This is a genomic window from Shewanella vesiculosa, assembly GCF_009994065.1.
In the GTDB taxonomy this organism is placed as follows: Bacteria; Pseudomonadota; Gammaproteobacteria; order Enterobacterales; family Shewanellaceae; genus Shewanella; species Shewanella vesiculosa.
In genome coordinates this window covers 282,462-298,520 of record NZ_JAACSD010000005.1, presented here as the reverse complement: position 1 = coordinate 298,520, position 16,059 = coordinate 282,462, and the positions used below count along the sequence as shown (strand labels likewise).

General features: G+C 41.6%; 15 protein-coding genes. 7 read left to right on the top strand and 8 right to left on the bottom strand.

Annotated features, from left to right (window positions below; all coding sequences use genetic code 11):
• The first annotated feature begins 46 nt into the window (after positions 1-46).
• The 3 genes from ppnN (at position 47) to GW828_RS05980 (ending at position 2,631) form a co-directional block, all read left to right on the top strand.
• Positions 47-1,411, top strand: coding sequence for a nucleotide 5'-monophosphate nucleosidase PpnN (gene ppnN / locus GW828_RS05990; protein ID WP_124017965.1), 1,365 nt, complete (start codon positions 47-49; stop codon positions 1,409-1,411).
• Positions 1,404-2,171, top strand: coding sequence for a flap endonuclease Xni (gene xni, locus GW828_RS05985; protein ID WP_124017964.1), 768 nt, complete (start codon positions 1,404-1,406; stop codon positions 2,169-2,171). Before ppnN ends, xni begins: the two co-directional genes overlap by 8 nt.
• A 61-nt stretch (positions 2,172-2,232) precedes the next feature.
• On the top strand, positions 2,233-2,631 hold the full coding sequence (locus GW828_RS05980) for a DUF3192 domain-containing protein (protein ID WP_182741954.1): 399 nt from the start codon (positions 2,233-2,235) through the stop codon (positions 2,629-2,631).
• A 124-nt stretch (positions 2,632-2,755) separates the two neighbouring features.
• On the opposite strand, the gene GW828_RS05975 is transcribed toward GW828_RS05980, so the two are convergent.
• Complete coding sequence (locus GW828_RS05975) at positions 2,756-5,599, bottom strand: prolyl oligopeptidase family serine peptidase (RefSeq protein WP_273057766.1); 2,844 nt, start codon at positions 5,597-5,599, stop codon at positions 2,756-2,758.
• Positions 5,600-6,050: 451 nt separating this feature from the next.
• Here GW828_RS05975 and GW828_RS05970 point away from each other — a divergent pair, with 451 nt between their 5' ends.
• The gene (locus GW828_RS05970) at positions 6,051-7,061 is read left to right on the top strand and encodes an isocitrate dehydrogenase (RefSeq protein ID WP_124017961.1); all 1,011 of its coding nucleotides are present in this window, start codon (positions 6,051-6,053) and stop codon (positions 7,059-7,061) included.
• A gap of 122 nt (positions 7,062-7,183) precedes the next feature.
• Here GW828_RS05970 and rlmM read toward each other — a convergent pair whose 3' ends face one another.
• The 4 genes from rlmM to GW828_RS05950 form a co-directional block, all read right to left on the bottom strand.
• Entirely contained in the window at positions 7,184-8,272 is a 1,089-nt protein-coding gene (gene rlmM / locus GW828_RS05965) for a 23S rRNA (cytidine(2498)-2'-O)-methyltransferase RlmM (RefSeq protein ID WP_124017960.1), read from the bottom strand.
• A gap of 96 nt (positions 8,273-8,368) precedes the next feature.
• The gene (locus tag GW828_RS05960; RefSeq protein ID WP_124017959.1) at positions 8,369-8,749 is read right to left on the bottom strand and encodes a DUF423 domain-containing protein; all 381 of its coding nucleotides are present in this window, start codon (positions 8,747-8,749) and stop codon (positions 8,369-8,371) included.
• Between the two features lie 164 nt (positions 8,750-8,913).
• Positions 8,914-9,624 carry an alpha/beta fold hydrolase gene (locus GW828_RS05955; protein WP_420542416.1) on the bottom strand — a complete coding sequence of 237 codons (711 nt, stop codon included), beginning with the start codon at positions 9,622-9,624 and terminating at the stop codon, positions 8,914-8,916.
• Positions 9,605-10,516, bottom strand: coding sequence for a transcriptional regulator GcvA (locus tag GW828_RS05950; RefSeq protein WP_124017957.1), 912 nt, complete (start codon positions 10,514-10,516; stop codon positions 9,605-9,607). Before GW828_RS05950 ends, GW828_RS05955 begins: the two co-directional genes overlap by 20 nt.
• 178 nt (positions 10,517-10,694) lie before the next feature.
• On the opposite strand from GW828_RS05950, the gene GW828_RS05945 reads away from it, so the two are divergent.
• Positions 10,695-10,919, top strand: a complete 225-nt coding sequence (locus GW828_RS05945) for a hypothetical protein (RefSeq protein ID WP_124017956.1) — start codon at positions 10,695-10,697, stop codon at positions 10,917-10,919.
• A gap of 168 nt (positions 10,920-11,087) precedes the next feature.
• Here GW828_RS05945 and thiI read toward each other — a convergent pair whose 3' ends face one another.
• The 3 genes from thiI to pomA form a co-directional block, all read right to left on the bottom strand.
• Positions 11,088-12,542 carry a tRNA uracil 4-sulfurtransferase ThiI gene (thiI, locus tag GW828_RS05940; protein ID WP_124017955.1) on the bottom strand — a complete coding sequence of 485 codons (1,455 nt, stop codon included), beginning with the start codon at positions 12,540-12,542 and terminating at the stop codon, positions 11,088-11,090.
• 316 nt (positions 12,543-12,858) lie between these two features.
• Positions 12,859-13,785 carry a flagellar motor protein MotB gene (locus GW828_RS05935; RefSeq protein WP_273057765.1) on the bottom strand — a complete coding sequence of 309 codons (927 nt, stop codon included), beginning with the start codon at positions 13,783-13,785 and terminating at the stop codon, positions 12,859-12,861.
• A 3-nt stretch (positions 13,786-13,788) separates the two neighbouring features.
• Positions 13,789-14,556: a flagellar motor protein PomA gene (gene pomA / locus GW828_RS05930; protein WP_124017953.1), complete on the bottom strand. Its 768-nt coding sequence runs from the start codon at positions 14,554-14,556 to the stop codon at positions 13,789-13,791.
• 337 nt (positions 14,557-14,893) lie between these two features.
• Here pomA and xseB point away from each other — a divergent pair, with 337 nt between their 5' ends.
• Both xseB and ispA read left to right on the top strand, forming a co-directional pair.
• Positions 14,894-15,130, top strand: coding sequence for an exodeoxyribonuclease VII small subunit (gene xseB, locus GW828_RS05925; RefSeq protein ID WP_273057764.1), 237 nt, complete (start codon positions 14,894-14,896; stop codon positions 15,128-15,130).
• Between the two features lie 38 nt (positions 15,131-15,168).
• Positions 15,169-16,050 (top strand): (2E,6E)-farnesyl diphosphate synthase, encoded by an 882-nt coding sequence (gene ispA, locus GW828_RS05920; protein WP_182698119.1) that lies wholly within the window; start codon positions 15,169-15,171, stop codon positions 16,048-16,050.
• Positions 16,051-16,059 lie beyond the last annotated feature (9 nt).

Genomic DNA, 16,059 nt, shown 5'->3' with positions numbered 1-16,059 from the left:
TCTCTTTGGACTCGGCATCAATTACTCGAGTCCAAAGGAGTTGCTTATGATAGTAAAGATTAGTCCAAATGGTAGCCTAGATCAGCTTTCTCAATTAGAAGTAGAGCGACTAAAACAAGGTGCAAAAAGCGACCTTTATCAATTATACCGAAACTGCTCACTAGCAGTATTAGCTTCAGGCCTCATCAGCGATAGCTCTGAAGCACTATTTCATCGTTATGAATCCTTCAGCATCAATATATTACAACGCGAAAGAGGCATACAGATTGAGCTCATTGATCCGCCGATGAAAGCCTTCGTCGACGGTGAAATTATCACTGGTATTCAAGAGCACTTATTTGCTGTGCTGCGCGATATTATTTATATCAGCAATAAATACGAGAATTTAAAACACATAGATTTAAGCAATGCGACTCACATTACTAATGTAGTGTTTGATATTTTACGCAATGCTCAGGCAATCTCACCAATGAAAGATCCTAATGTGGTGGTCTGTTGGGGAGGACACAGTATCAACGCAGTTGAGCATCAATATACACGTGATGTGGGCTACCAACTGGGGCTACGCCGATTAGATATTTGTACTGGTTGCGGACCAGGCGCTATGGAAGGCCCAATGAAAGGTGCCGCTATTGCACATGCCAAACAAAGAGTACACAACGCCCGCTATATCGGTTTAACCGAGCCAAGTATTATTGCCGCCGAACCACCCAATCAAATCGTCAATGAATTGGTCATTTTACCCGACATCGAAAAACGCCTCGAAGCCTTTGTTCGTTTAGGCCATGGGATTGTTATTTTTCCTGGCGGAGCCGGAACGGCAGAAGAATTACTCTATTTTCTGGGTATCTTATTAAATAAAGACAATAGCGATTCATGTTTTCCACTGGTGCTAACGGGACCGGCTGAAAGTGCTGACTACTTTACTGTTATTGATGAATTTATTGGTGCCACGTTAGGCATTGAAGCACAAAGCAAATATCAAATTATTATTGATGATCCCGTCAAAGTGGCTCAAGTAATGAAACAAGGTATGGAGCAAGTAAAAGCCTATCGCAAACAAAAATGTGATGCGTACCAATATCAATGGTCATTAAAAATTGAACCCGAATTTCAATTACCCTTTGCACCAACCCATGAGGTTATGGCAAATTTAAATCTCTACTTTCAAGATAACAAAGCAGAACTTGCCGCCAACTTGCGTAAAGCATTTTCAGGAATTGTTGCCGGTAACGTAAAAGGTGACACAATCAAGTTGATCCAACAGTTCGGCCCCTTTAAGATTAAAGGTGATCCTAAACTCATGCTGATGATGGATAAGCTATTAAACGCTTTTGTTAAACAACAACGAATGAAACTGCCAGGAAGTGCTTACGTGCCCTGCTACAACATAATAAAAACCAATGAATAAATTACTCATTATTGATGGACTTAATCTGGTACGCCGTATTCATGCGGTGCTGCCAGATGAAAACGATATAGCCAGCGTACAAGAACGTGTGCTGGCCGCATCGAAAAAAATGTTGCTACAGCATCAACCCACGCATTGTATTGTTGTCTGGGACGGCAATGAGCCCTCTTGGCGCAAAACACTGTATAACGATTATAAAAAAGGTCGCAAACCAATGCCAACAGCATTAAGTGATGGCCTGGTAAATATCAAAGCGACTTTAGCCGAGCAAGACATTAACTCTTTCGATGCGCCATCAGAAGCTGACGATGTCATAGCGACTCTCGCGATGAAGATGATCAGTAACAGTGGTGAGGTTATCATAGTGTCAACCGACAAAGGCTTTAGTCAATTACCCAGCAAAAATCTCACCTTATGGGATCACTTTAATCAACAGTTTTTTGATGTTACAGAATACGGGAAAAAACTCGGAATAGAGCAATATCAAATGCTCGACTTTATTGCATTGGCCGGAGACAGTGGTAATAAAATTCCCGGCATTATGGGGATAGGTCCAAAATCAGCAGCCGACTTGCTCAACAAGTTCAGAACCTTAGCTAATTTATATCGTTCGCTAGACAACCTTGGCGCTAAACAAGCACTTAAGTTAGCGGAAGGAAAAGAAATCGCCCGCATTAGCTACAAATTAGCGCAGTTACAATGCAATATCCCGTTGAATATTAATTTGAAACAATTTAGAACTAAACCAATATCAAACTAGTGTAATAATAAATCATCCAATAATAAAAACGATCTTCATAGCATAACGGATTAAACGCATTATGAACTCAAAAGTAAGCTATATCATAGGTGGCATTTTCACAGCCTATTTGTTGTTTGTCGCTGTCGTCATTTTTGTTTATGAACCTCAACCAGAAGACCGAGCTTGGGACGATCGCCAAGCATTTAATTTACAAAAAATGAGTGACATTCACTTTGGCCAAAGTCTTGATGAGATCCGAACCTTATTAGGCAGCGCAGATTTTGTCGAAGCTAAAACGGGTGTTGATGGTCAATATCAAGTGATGTATTACCGCACCCATCATGTAAAGTCAGATGGCGAAACCACTAAAGAAGAATGTACGCCATTGTTGTTCAGAGATAATCTTTTAGTGGCATGGGGACAAGATACTCAGCAACAATATTTTGATGTGCCTATCGCAGGTAAAGCCCCGCTATAAATCTGTTTTCAACTCATCTAGGAACTCGCAGGCTCGCTAGAGGGCGGACTTTGTCCTGCTAGATCCTAGGTTTTAGGATCTAGCAGCGAAGCGCCCTAGCAGGGACGAAGTCACGCCCTATAACCTAGGAGCTAAGTGGCTTGGGTTTGTACTCCTGATAAGATTCGCCTTGGCGCAGCCAATCTGGAGCAGGTGTGCCTTTCAAATAATGATCAAAGTACTGCTTCATCTTAATACTGTAATCAAGCTTATTAGGATACTTTTTCAAATGGTGTGGCTCATCTTGATATTGTAAAAACACCACATCCTTCCCTGCGCGGCGCATAGCCAGATATAACTCAACGCCTTGTTCCCAAGGCACAGCATCATCTTTATCACCAAACATGATCATCATTGGAGTTTGAATACGGTCTACATAAAAAATAGGCGAGTTTTCTATGTATTTTTGCGGCGCAGCAAATAAACTTTCTCCGATTCGGCTCTGGCCAGTTTCGTATTGAAACTGTCTTGCTAAGCCTGACCCATGACGAATACCACTATAAGCACTGGTCATATTCGACACTGGTGCACCAGTAACAACCGCTTTAAAGATATTGGTTTGTGTTACCGCAAAAGCGCTTTGATACCCACCCCATGAATGCCCCTGAATACCCACGGCATCTGGATCAGTCACGCCCATTTCAATTAGCTTTTGTACTCCTGCAGTCAATGCTTTTACTGACGAAATGCCTGGATAACCAATTTCAAAACGGATATCGGGTAAGAAAATAGCGTAACCATTGTCTGCATACCATGCAAAATTTGGTCGGTGGTTGAGCTTCATATCAGGAAAAGCATATAACCTGTCACTCATAAAGCGGTAAAAATACACCAGCGTGGGATACTGTTTGCCTGCTTGATAATTTGCTGGTTTAATTAATACCCCGTCCATTTTGACACCATCGCCATCTCGCCAATGGACTAATTCTGCATTGCCCCAGTTAAATGGTTCTCGTTGTTTATCAAGCGTGGTTAACTGAACGGCTTTCTGTGGTGAGGTATTATCGGCAACATACAAGTCTGGATATAAGTCATAGCGCTGCTTTGTAAATACCACTGCAGCGGCTTTATTCGCTCTAGCCAGTAAGGTTAATTTGCTATTACTTTCAGTTAAACGACTCACACCAGCCACGCCGATTTTAGCGCTAAAAAAACCATCCGCTTTTGATAGATGATTATAGCCTTGCAACAACACAGTCTCAGCATTGTTAACGACCGCAGGTAATAATTCATCTTTTTTGACTAGGCCGACTAGCCTAAATTGAGTTTTCTGTTTACGCCCTTCCCCATTGGTCAACATAAAGCCTTGTTTTGATGCAGTATTAAACTGCCAGACATCATATTTGTCATATACCGTTATCGCACTATCGTCGGCCAACCAAGGACCAAAGCCGTAACCGGGAGCTGCGCTGGGATAATCATGGTCTTCATCAGCAAAAGGAGTCGCAATAGTTGCGCTTAAATTAACCCGACGCTGAGAGGCAACATCAAATAAAAATACGTTACCTTGTTGGTAATAAGCTAAGAACTTGGCATTGGGTGATAACGTCGGCATCGCATCACTGGGTTGCTGAGTTAACACTAGCGTTTTGTTACCGTTGTTAACGTCCACTAAATAGACATCGCGATAAAAGCCTGCCCAAGTCACCATCTTCTGATATGGCACATCTGAGCTGGCTAACAAGAAACGTGCTTGTTCGCCATAGGTCACATCAGGCACAACTTGGTCTGCTAATTGGACAACCTTATTTGAGTCCAGGTGTAAAACCGCTAGATAAGTGCGTTTTAATTCTTGCTCATATTCTTTAACTTCTTGAGGCTTAATTTTGGCATCATCACCATGCCAAATACGTAGCTGTTTTTTGGCGGTAATAATCTCAGGATTAAAGACATCATTTGGATTTTGATAATCAGCTAATTCAGCTTGCTGCCCTACTGTTGGCACTCGGCCAACAAATAAACGCTGACCATCTTTTGAAAACTGTAAGCTTGAATATTGGTTATATGTCCACTTCTTGGTCGGAGCAAACTGCTGTTGTTGATTATTTTGTACATCGAGTAACAACAAATTATGCTCTCGACCATAACGTAAAGCACTTGCCATGCCTTTAGTTACCGCAACATATTGGCCATTGTCGCTGATAGCTAATGCTTCAATATGTTCATTTTTACTGCTGTAAAGCGGACGCTGTTGTTGATTATCGAGCGTGACTAACACGACTTGGTGTAGTTGACTATCATCTTGGTTGACTACCGCAACCAAATGTTGTGCAACTTTATCAAAGGCAAATTGAGTCACATTCGATAATAATGTTTGTTGGTCAGTGGCTAAATTAATCAGCTGAATATCAGCGCCTTTATCGGCTTTTTCAGTTTGAGGCTGAGCAGAATCAGTCTTGGCGCTATGTTCAACAATACTCGCTTCAAGCGCTGATGAACCGGACTGAGCTGCTGGAGATGTTGTTTTAGTCTCTGTTGATTCAGCTTTAGCCACGTCAAACTTTAACACCAGAAAATGACCGTCATCGCTAAATACTGCGGAGTCGACCTTATCAAATTGCTGCTGCTTGCCATTTTCGGTGTTCAGTAACACCACTTGATGAGGCAAGTCGTCTTTCTTTTTCGTTTCTCGGTCAAATAAGCTCGCTTCAATTGTCGCTACAACAAATTTACCATCAGCACTGACTTGGACATTGGTGCCATTGGCAATTTCATATTGTTTACGATTATCACTAAAACGAATTAATGCACGACTATCGCCTCTATCAGGAGTAGCCTGTAAAGCAATCACTGCGCCATTATCAGAAATAACCGGCTGCTGAAGGGTTTCAAAATGCATAATGTCATCGAGAGACAATGCACGTTGGGGCGCCGCATGGGCGCTCAATGACAGACAGACTGCCAATGGAATTAAATTAAATAATTTCACAGTTTTCCTCTAATAGTTCCCATAGTCCATAACTGGAACAGATTATCGTAATGGGCTCGTAAATAGATCATCTTTAATCTTAACGAGTCAACAGTTGACTTAAGCAGTCTGTAATCGATTTAACGCATTGCATTCGACCAAGGTCGTCTATATAAAAAAAGCTCACCGAATAAGCTAATGCACGACAATAAAACATAAACCGACCAACATCATTCAGCCTTGAGATGCTTTACACGTAAACAATTTGTAATAAAGGTTCATAGTAAAACAATCAAATTAGAATTGACTTAAAAATAACGGAATTAATGTGATAATACTCACTATTTTCTGTAAATAAACATTAAAAGTCGTTAAAATACGCCGCAGAAAAACGACGCTTTTTATCGTCACCTAGCCGTGTCATGTATACGGTCTATCAATTGCAGTAACCACAACCGTGGAAGGACTATTCATGTCAAAACGTACAATAACCGTGATCCCAGGTGATGGGATTGGCCCAAGCATTATCGATTCAGCATTAAAAATCCTCGACAAAGCAGGATGTAACTTTGAATATGAATTTGCAGATGCAGGGTTAACGGCGTTAGAAAAGCACGGTGAATTAGTACCACAACGTACTTTAGATCTTATCGAGAAAAACCGGATTACTCTTAAAGGTCCGTTAACCACTCCTGTGGGAGAAGGTTTTACCTCTATTAATGTGAGCTTACGTAAGAAGTTTGCCCTTTATGCCAACGTGCGCCCAGTGATTTCATTTAAAGGCACTCAAGCGCGTTATGAAAACATTGATATTATTACCGTGCGTGAAAACACTGAAGGTATGTACTCAGGTTTAGGACAAAAAATCTCTGATGATGGTCAAACTGCAGAAGCGACGAGTATTATTACCCGTCAAGGCGCAGAACAAATCACCACCTTTGCTTACGAGCTTGCACGTAAAGAAAATCGTAAAAAAGTGACTATCGTTCATAAAGCTAACATCATGAAATCAACCTCAGGTTTATTCTTGAAAGTGGCACGTGAAGTGAGCTTACGTTACCCAGACATTACCACTGAAGAAATGATTGTTGATGCTACTTGCATGAAACTGGTTATGAATCCTGAAAACTTTGATGTTATCGTGACGACAAACCTATTTGGTGACATCTTGTCAGACCTATGTGCAGGTCTAGTGGGCGGTTTAGGCATGGCACCGGGCGCAAATATTGGTCGCGATGCTGCGATTTTTGAAGCGGTACACGGCAGTGCTCCTGATATTGCAGGCAAAAACTTAGCCAATCCTACATCCGTTATTTTAGCCTCGATTCAAATGCTAGAATACCTAGGCATGTCTGATAAAGCTGAAATGATCCGCAGTGCAGTATCGGCAGTGATAGAAGAAGGCGATCGTACGACTCGCGATTTAGGCGGTACTCACGGCACGACCGATTTTACTCAAGCAGTACTGGATCGTTTAGTCTAGAACTAAGCGTACGGCTGACGGTTTATTCAGCTCATCAGCGATTAATCTGCTCAGCCATTCACCAAAAAGCCCCTTATGCACTAATGCATAAGGGGCTTTTTGTTAGCGATACTATTGCATGCTTATGCGTAGCTCACACCCTTTTCTGGGAAAATCCATAAATGTACCGTCACTTCATCACGATCATGATAAAGGTGTTTGCACTGCATTTTAAAATCGATTTCATTTTCAGTTAAAATGGTGGCCATGGTTTCTAAGATAGTGCTCACTTCTTTATAGCGGCTCTTCATTGGTAATTTAAGATTAAAAATAGCTTCTTTAAACCAGCCATTAATTGCCCATGCTTCCATTAACTCAGCAACACGAGCAGGCTTTTCAACCATGTCACACACTAACCAATAAATATTTTTACGTGGCGGCTCAAAACGAAAGCCATCGGCACGGTAATGCTTCACTTGGCCGGTTTCCATCAATTTTGGATCCATAGGACCATTGTCAATGGCCGCAACCATCATGCCACGACGAACTAATTGGTAGGTCCAACCACCAGGGCAAGCCCCTAAGTCAACCGCATTTAGGCCACTGCGACAGCGAGTTTCTTGTTCTTCTTTAGTTAAAAAAGCACCGAAGGCTTCATCTAACTTAAGGCTTGAGCGACTCGGCGCATCCGTAGCCATTCTTAAGCGCGGGATCCCCATAAAATGTGGTGAACTATTATGGCTTAAGGAATACCCCGCATACGCTTTACCAGGTCCAATGAAACACACATGAATAATTGGACGACGGTCATTTTCAGCATTGAGCAATGCGCCACTCTTTTTTAGCCCTTGGCGAAGCGGTACGGTCAATTTACGACAAAATGCCGATAATTCTTTAGCTTCATTTGTATCAGGTGTTTCAACACGCAGCTCGCCACACTTTGACAATTGGGCAAGTGAAGCCACAATCGGCCCAACGCGATCTTGTTCAGGTAAATCAGTCAACAACTCACCGGCAGCAAACATTTGTCGCGCAAACACTAATGAACTAAGCGCTAAATCCTTGGCTAACGTATCGGCACCATTATCATCAAAACATTGATAGATAACATAAGCATCGTTGAGATTTGTTTTTACAAAGCCACCGACGTTTAATTCTGCAGCACGTTGTTGAATTTCTGCCGCACAATCTTTTTCATAGCCTGAGCGACAAAATAGGAATAGGTTTTTCATTTGGAGCCTTAGCGTAAGGATATTCGCATAACCGCGAGATAATAATCCCGCCATTATACCCAAAAATACTCGAGGTGGGAGAATTTACCCAAGCCATTATTCAGGCGATTTTGTATGCCAAATTGCCGCGGCAAATAACAACCAACCGACTAAGAAGCATAATCCTCCGATTGGCGTAATTGGACCAATCCATTTAGCGCCCGTAAAAGCATAAAGGTATAACGAACCTGAAAAAAATATTATCCCAGCAATAAAGCTATAAGCAGCCCAATTGATCAACTTAGATGGGATCCAATGGGCAGAAAAAGCCAAAGCAATCAATCCGAAGGTATGATAAAACTGATAGTCGACCCCGAGTTTAAAAATGTTCACCAGCTCTGGTGGGGCGATAGTTTTAAGTCCGTGAGCAGCAAAAGCCCCCAGTGCTACGGCCAGAAAACCACTAAAAGTGGCAAAGAGTAATAGACCTTTATTCATCTTACTTAACCTCATACAACATAAACTAATCATCCATCATACTACCGAAGCAAGCTCATTTTCGAGACTTAAGCCATCACCATGTGTATCAGAGCTGTAATTAAGTTGCTACTGGCGTTGATACCGATATCAGCATAATAGACAAACCATATAGCACTTAAGCATTAGCCTAATTGCGAAATAAACTGCCGAATGTACTCAATAGCATGATTAAGATTGTCCTCGAGGGTAAAACCTGACGATTTTCGCGGTTGCAAACTATGATCACCATCACCAATCCAACACACTTGAGTATGCTCGCCTAACGTCCATGTAGGCACTTGCTGAACATCGCCAAACTTATCTCGCTCACCCTGCACAATTAACATCGGTAGAGCATTATGCACAATAGGATCAAGACGCGGTTCGCCACCTTTGAGGGGAATAAACGGGTAACCTAAACAGACTATGGCTGCCACTTTACTCATGACATCATCAAGTCCGGGCTGTTGTCGTTGATAATCGGTACTGGTCAATGTCGCTGACATCCGCCCGCCCATAGACTTACCCACCAGGATGATTCGCTGACAGTTGATCTGACCAAGGGCGATTTTTTGCTTAATGTCCTGTAGCACTTGTTCATAGTGCGCGAGGAGTTTAGGCGCTCTATCAGGCGGACGTCGTTTTCCATCTTGCATATTGGCTTGCATATACAAAAAATTAAATCGATACACTTGATAGCCTTGCGCGATTAACTTATCCGTCATCGTCGCCATATACTCATGATGCATATTGGCACCCGCACCATGAGCAAAAACAATCAAAGTATCACTTTTAGGGCCTTGTAATAGGGAGTCGTGGGCCAACATCCTGGTATTATCCGGTAAGCAGCTCACTTCGAGACTCCTCTGCAAACATGTCCACCATCCACTCTCTAAAGGCTGAAATTTTGCCTATTTCAGAATGGTTTTGTTGGCAGACTAAGTAATAGGCATCTTTGCTAACCAATACTTCAGAAAACGGACACACTAAGCGCCCCGCTTTAATGTCTGGCCGAGCAAGTACGCTATAACCTAAAGCAACCCCTTGACCATGCGCTGCAGCTTGCAATACCAATGAAGAATGGCTAAATATCGGCCCTTGATTGACATTAATATCTGTCACGCCACATTGCCTAAACCATGCCTGCCAATCCTGACGGTTAGAGTCGTGCAGTAGGGTATGAAACTTCAAATCGCTCGGTAGGGTTAGTGGCTTAGGACCATTGAGTAAGAGTGGCGAACATACCGGAATAAGCACTTCATTACGCAATTTGTCTGCACGTAAACCCGGCCAATTTCCTTGACCATAATAGATAGCGACATCAACATCATCAGTTAACGAACTTGCATCACTGTCTACCGCTTTAATACGAACATCAATATCAGGATTTTTTTCACTAAATTTAGCTAAACGCGGCACTAACCATTGGATAGCAAAACTCGGTGACATACTCACAGTTAACGAACCGACGGCACTACGAGCAAGCAAGCGATTAGTCGCTTCTCCTAGCTCAATAAAAATATCTTTAATGTCCAGAAAATAGCTTTGGCCCTCTTCTGTTAACAATAATGATCTATTTTTACGTCTAAACAGCTTTAGCCCTAAAAAATCTTCTAACGCCTTAATTTGATGACTCACAGCAGCTTGAGTGACAAACAACTCTTCTGCAGCGCGGGTAAAGCTCAAATGTCTTGCTGCAGCTTCAAATGCTTTAACTGCATTCAAAGGAGGTAATCGTCTAGACATAGTGATCAATCTCTCGGTTTATAATTAGTTTTTCTAATGATTATGGTTATTTTTTGTCGTTTGTAAAGAACACTGTGTTTGGTTAAATTAGCAGCATTAAAAATACCGTTGGACACTCTCTACGACGTAACTGGGATGGTCCGCCAAATGTGATTCATTAGCCTGGAGGCTCACCCCTATGTTCAACCTAAATACTCTGTTTGCAGTTGCGCTGACATCCATCATCGGATTATCAACAGCCCAAGCAACTGAACTAGAACCTATCGATATGGCCGATTTACATGCTGAACTATCGCAAAGTATTGAAGCCATGCAAATCGATATTAATAACGATGTTAACAGCATTCTTGTTGCTGACAATGAACAACAACAAAAAACTTCACAAGTGGTCCAAGCAAACTAATACGATTGTGATTTAGCCTGTTATCCAAACAATAAAAAAAACCGCATTCAATGCGGTTTTTTTACGTCTGTTACATGCAAACTTAAAAAGTATGCTGATTCAACTTGCTATGACCTAAATACTCATACAGATAAAAGCGGCCAACACACGCGCAAACCGCTCCTGTGGTTAAGGGCGATACACTTTAACGTTCGTATAGCCTTGCTCAACAAGGTATAAAGCCTGCAATTTACTCATAACCCCACGGTCACAATACAATAAATACGTTTTAGACTTATCTAAGTCAGCAAATTGTGTCGCTAATTTAAAGAATGGAATCGCTTTAATCATCACATTATCGATCAATAATGGGCTTCGCTCTTCTTCTTCTGGAGCGCGAACATCAATGATGATCTCACCTGATGCCACATTGTTAACCGTTTCGGTCTCGGTAACTTGTTGATTCATTTCAGCCTCTATATCACGAATATCCATCACGACAGCAGATGCAACCACCCGTTCGATTAAGTCTTCGGAGAATTTCATCTCTTCGGCTTCAACCTTAGACAATATCGCTTTAACCGTAGGCTTTTGTGAAATAACCCCACAATACTCAGGAATCGACTTCGCAAAATCTTCAGTGCCAATAATACGGCTCTGATTAATAATATCTTGTTTATCCATTGTGATCAGCGGACGTAAAATCAGTAACTCAGTACTCCGATCAATCACATTTAAGTTAGTCAGTGTTTGGCTAGAAACTTGTCCTAAGCTTTCTCCGGTAACTAAGGCTTGAATACCAAATTTATCAGCGATTCGAGTAGCTGCTCGCATCATTACACGCTTAAGTACTACACCCATTTGACCATTATCAATACGCTCAAGAATCTCTTCAACAACAGGCTCAAATGGCACAGAGATAAAACGTACTTTATGCGACTCACCATATTTTTTCCATAAATGATAAGCCACCTGCTTAACACCTATCTCATGCTGAGCGCCACCTAGATTAAAGAAACAATAATGAGTACGCGCACCTTTCTTAATAAACTGAAAACTTGATACACCAGAATCGAAACCACCCGAAATAAGCGACAACACATCTTCTTGAGTTGCCATTGGGAAACCACCCAGACCTTCTATACGGCGTTCGACCATGTAAAGCTTATCTTGATCGATTTCAAGATTAACGGTCACATCTGGATTTTTAAGTTTTACCCCTAGTGCATCCGTATGCTGATTTAATCCGCCACCCACATATCGCTCAACATCAATTGAATTAAAATCATGCTTACCAGAACGTTTTACGCGAACACAAAATGTTTTACCGGCAATTTCGTCACGGTATATTGGTAATGTTTGCTGGTAAATATGATCAATAGAATCAAAGCTGTATTCACTGACCTGTACGATGTGAGCAATACCTGGAATGCAAGATAATCGGTCTGCAAATGCATCACACAATTCCGGTTTATCAATTGGTACCTTGACTACAATACGATCGTATTGACGCAGAACTTTGGCACCTTCATCGACGTTTTTTAGTACATTACGGATATTGGTTTCGAGCATCTTAGTAAAGCGCACTCTTACAGACTTGCTCTTCATCATGATTTCAGGGTACAGCTTTACAATAAACTTCATCAGGGTTCCACAGGTATCACCATCAAATAGCACCACACTCGGTTTTGCTAAGTAAAAAGGACAGTAATGCCTTGATAATAAATTAAAAAACAACACAGATCTATTTGCTAGATGTGTAGATAATCCAGTAAATAGCATAACTTATGCAATAATCTGCCAATTATACCAAATGATGTCTATTAACCAAACATATTCACTTTTTTATCTATTTTTTGTAAATGAAACGGCTGTTAAAGCACATTTTTGACACAAAAAAGCGCAATCTATTTAACCTTCATAGACTGCGCTAATAATGATGTAAACTGATGAGTTGTTACTATTGCGAGACTACAATTTCATTCGACTCTTTAGGCTTACCTTGCTCGATAGAAATTTCAACGCGACGATTTCTTGCTCTATTCTCACTAGAATCATTAGCCACTAAGGGCCGATTAGATGCCTCTCCAACCACTTTCATTCGTGTCTCATCAAAGCCGGGGACTTTTCTTAACTCATGAGCTACGGAAACAGCACGTTGACTTGATAGCTCCCAGTTTGAACTGTACAGCTCATTACTAATGTCGGCCCCGTCAGTGTGACCGGATACCGTAATCACCCCGGGAACATCTTTTAATAATTCACCAATAGAGCGCACTATGGGTTTGAACTTAGGTTGTAAAAAGCCAGAACCAGATGCAAACGAGCCTTTTTCACGAATACGAATAATAATTTGCTGACCTAAAGACTCAATCTCAATCGCACCATCGACGATTTCTTCATTAAGCTTTTCAGCCATTTTCTTAACTTGCTCGTTAATATTTTCTTGTGAAGATGCAGCATCTTTTTTAACCGCTTCAGCTTCTTGCTGCGCTGTTGCTGCGGCATTACCGCCACGCTGTTCACCGCTTTGTTTTTGGGTTCCGCCAGCATTGTCATCTTCGCCGGCCTGATATTCTATGGTCGGTTGAGTCATTTCATTAGTCTGTTGATTAATGATCTCAATAGGCGTGGGATCGGGTCGACCAGGGCGAAATTCCAATGCAATAACAGAGGTGCCTTTGGGGATATCTTTTACTTCAACTTTGTTTTGCACCCCAAATGCATACTTCATTGAACCGGCAATTTGCTTAAATTTCATCACGTCCATTTCAGAGAACGCTAATAACAACACGAAGAAGCACATAAGCAATGACATTAAGTCTGCAAAGGTGGCAAGCCACATGGGGGCGCCTGCTGGTGGACAATCACACTTGGCCTTAGCCATGAGTTACTCTCCGTCCGTTGTATCGATTTTTCTTAATTTTTCAGCCAAATAATTCTTCAGGAAGCCTTCGATCACCCGTGGATTTTGTCCATCTTGAATAGCTAATACCGCATCCATAATAAGATTACGATTAAGCAATTCTTCGTTCATACGTAATGATAATTTATCCGCCATTGGGATAGCGATCATGTTGGCGATCACTGCGCCATAAAGTGTCGTTAGCAAAGCGACCGCCATTGATGGCCCAATGGATTTTGGATCATCCATGTTAGATAACATCGCCACCAAGCCGACAAGTGTACCAATCATTCCCATTGCAGGGGCTACATCACCCATGGCTTTAAAAATGCCAATACCGGTTTTATGCCGCTCTTCTGTCAAGGTAATGTCTTTTTCTAGCGCATTACGCACGACATCGCCATCATGGCCATCAACCAACATATCGACAGCTTTCTGCATAAAGCTGTTAGTTATAACCGCCTCTTCTAATGCTAAGAAGCCCCCTTTACGGGCTGCATCAGCCATGGTGACAGCTTGTTCGATTAAATCTTCAGGTTTGTCTAATTTGAACATGAAGGCTTTCATGCCAATCTTTATCGAACCTAAAAATTGTTTTAGGTTAAATTTCATCATCACAACAAATAATGAGCCAGCAACAACAATCAAAATTGACGGTACATCGATAAATAATCCGATACCACCACTAGTCACCATCGCACCAATAATAAATGCAAAAGCACCAATAATACCTATTAGGGTAGCTAAATCCACAACCTCTCCTCAATCGCAGTCATTGCGCTGCCTATTTGTGCCGCTTTATCGTGCTGTGAGCACATACTGTATAACCTGAACAACGGGGCATATTGTTGCTTAACTATATTGCCCATCGTTATGTATTACAGCAACAGTTTCAATACTATTTTATGCTATCAATTTTAAATTATGACTTGTTATCGGACAAACTCGGCTCAAGTTTAGCTTGTTTTTGCACATTCTAAACAAAATTCAATAACAAAGCGTGCTGTTGAGCAAATATCCAGCGACTGTATTTGACCGATACGCTGGGCTGATATACCTTGTCACTCGCGTAATGAAAGGAATATTAATTGTGGCAAAAAAACCAGAAAACCTCAGTTTTGAACAATCATTAACTGAACTTGAAACCATTATTGCTCATTTAGAGCAAGGCGAAGTGTCTCTGGATGACGCGCTTAAACAATTTGAGCGTGGTATTAAGTTAGTCAGACAAAGCCAAGCAAAACTTGAACAAGCACAGCAAAAAGTCTCTATATTACTAAATGAAGATGATGCTGAATTTGTGCCATTCACTGTTGAAAGTGAATAATCGTCACAGAGTGTGTATTAAATAATAGGTCTTGATACGTGTTAGCTGAAGCGATAACAACATACCAAAAGCGCGTTAATGTTACTCTTAACGAGCATTTAACTTTGCTTGATGATGCCGCCCCAGATTTAAAAGCAGCCATGCTGCATGGGGCATTATTAGGCGGTAAACGCATTAGACCATTTTTGGTCTACAGTGTCGGTGATATGCTGGGTGTCAATATCAATGCGCTGGATAAAGCTGCCGCAGCCATTGAATGTATTCATGCATATTCTTTAATACATGATGACTTACCGGCTATGGACAACGACGCACTTCGTCGTGGTCAACCCACGGTACATGTTGCCTTTAATGAAGCCACTGCAATTCTTGCTGGAGACGCACTTCAAACATTAGCGTTTGAAATTATCACCGCTCCGAGCAATGACTTACACCCAAAGCAGCAAATCGCCATGGTGAGAGCACTTGCCAAAGCCTCTGGGTACCAAGGCATGTGTGGTGGACAAGCAATTGATCTTAGTGCTACCGATCACAGTATCAATATAGAAAGATTAACCGAATTACATAATAAAAAAACCGGTGCGTTAATTACTTGTGCCGTAGAGCTCGCGTTGATTGCTGCAGATATACCCGATGAGCACTATCAACTCATGATGAAATACGCTCACACGCTTGGATTAGCTTTTCAAGTTCAGGATGATATTTTAGATATCACCGCAAGCACTGAAGAGCTAGGAAAACCCCAAGGCAGCGATCAGCAATCGAATAAAAGCACTTTTCCGAAACTACTCGGTCTCGATGGTGCCAAAGCCTGTGCAGAACAACTAATACAAGATGCACTATCAGCGCTGACTAAATTACCATACAATAGCCAGTTAATTGCAGACTTCGCCCACTACATTATTGAGCGAAGATTATAATAAAGAGTC

Bases quoted from the DNA above. Each gene is read 5' to 3' on its own strand.
- ppnN (WP_124017965.1), top strand. From the start codon at position 47: ATGATAGTAAAGATTAGTCCAAATGGTAGCCTAGATCAGCTTTCTCAA.
- xni (WP_124017964.1), top strand. From the start codon at position 1,404: ATGAATAAATTACTCATTATTGATGGACTTAATCTGGTACGCCGTATT.
- GW828_RS05980 (WP_182741954.1), top strand. From the start codon at position 2,233: ATGAACTCAAAAGTAAGCTATATCATAGGTGGCATTTTCACAGCCTAT.
- GW828_RS05970 (WP_124017961.1), top strand. From the start codon at position 6,051: ATGTCAAAACGTACAATAACCGTGATCCCAGGTGATGGGATTGGCCCA.
- rlmM (WP_124017960.1), bottom strand. From the start codon at position 8,272: ATGAAAAACCTATTCCTATTTTGTCGCTCAGGCTATGAAAAAGATTGT.
- GW828_RS05960 (WP_124017959.1), bottom strand. From the start codon at position 8,749: ATGAATAAAGGTCTATTACTCTTTGCCACTTTTAGTGGTTTTCTGGCC.
- GW828_RS05950 (WP_124017957.1), bottom strand. From the start codon at position 10,516: ATGTCTAGACGATTACCTCCTTTGAATGCAGTTAAAGCATTTGAAGCT.
- GW828_RS05945 (WP_124017956.1), top strand. From the start codon at position 10,695: ATGTTCAACCTAAATACTCTGTTTGCAGTTGCGCTGACATCCATCATC.
- thiI (WP_124017955.1), bottom strand. From the start codon at position 12,542: ATGAAGTTTATTGTAAAGCTGTACCCTGAAATCATGATGAAGAGCAAG.
- GW828_RS05935 (WP_273057765.1), bottom strand. From the start codon at position 13,785: ATGGCTAAGGCCAAGTGTGATTGTCCACCAGCAGGCGCCCCCATGTGG.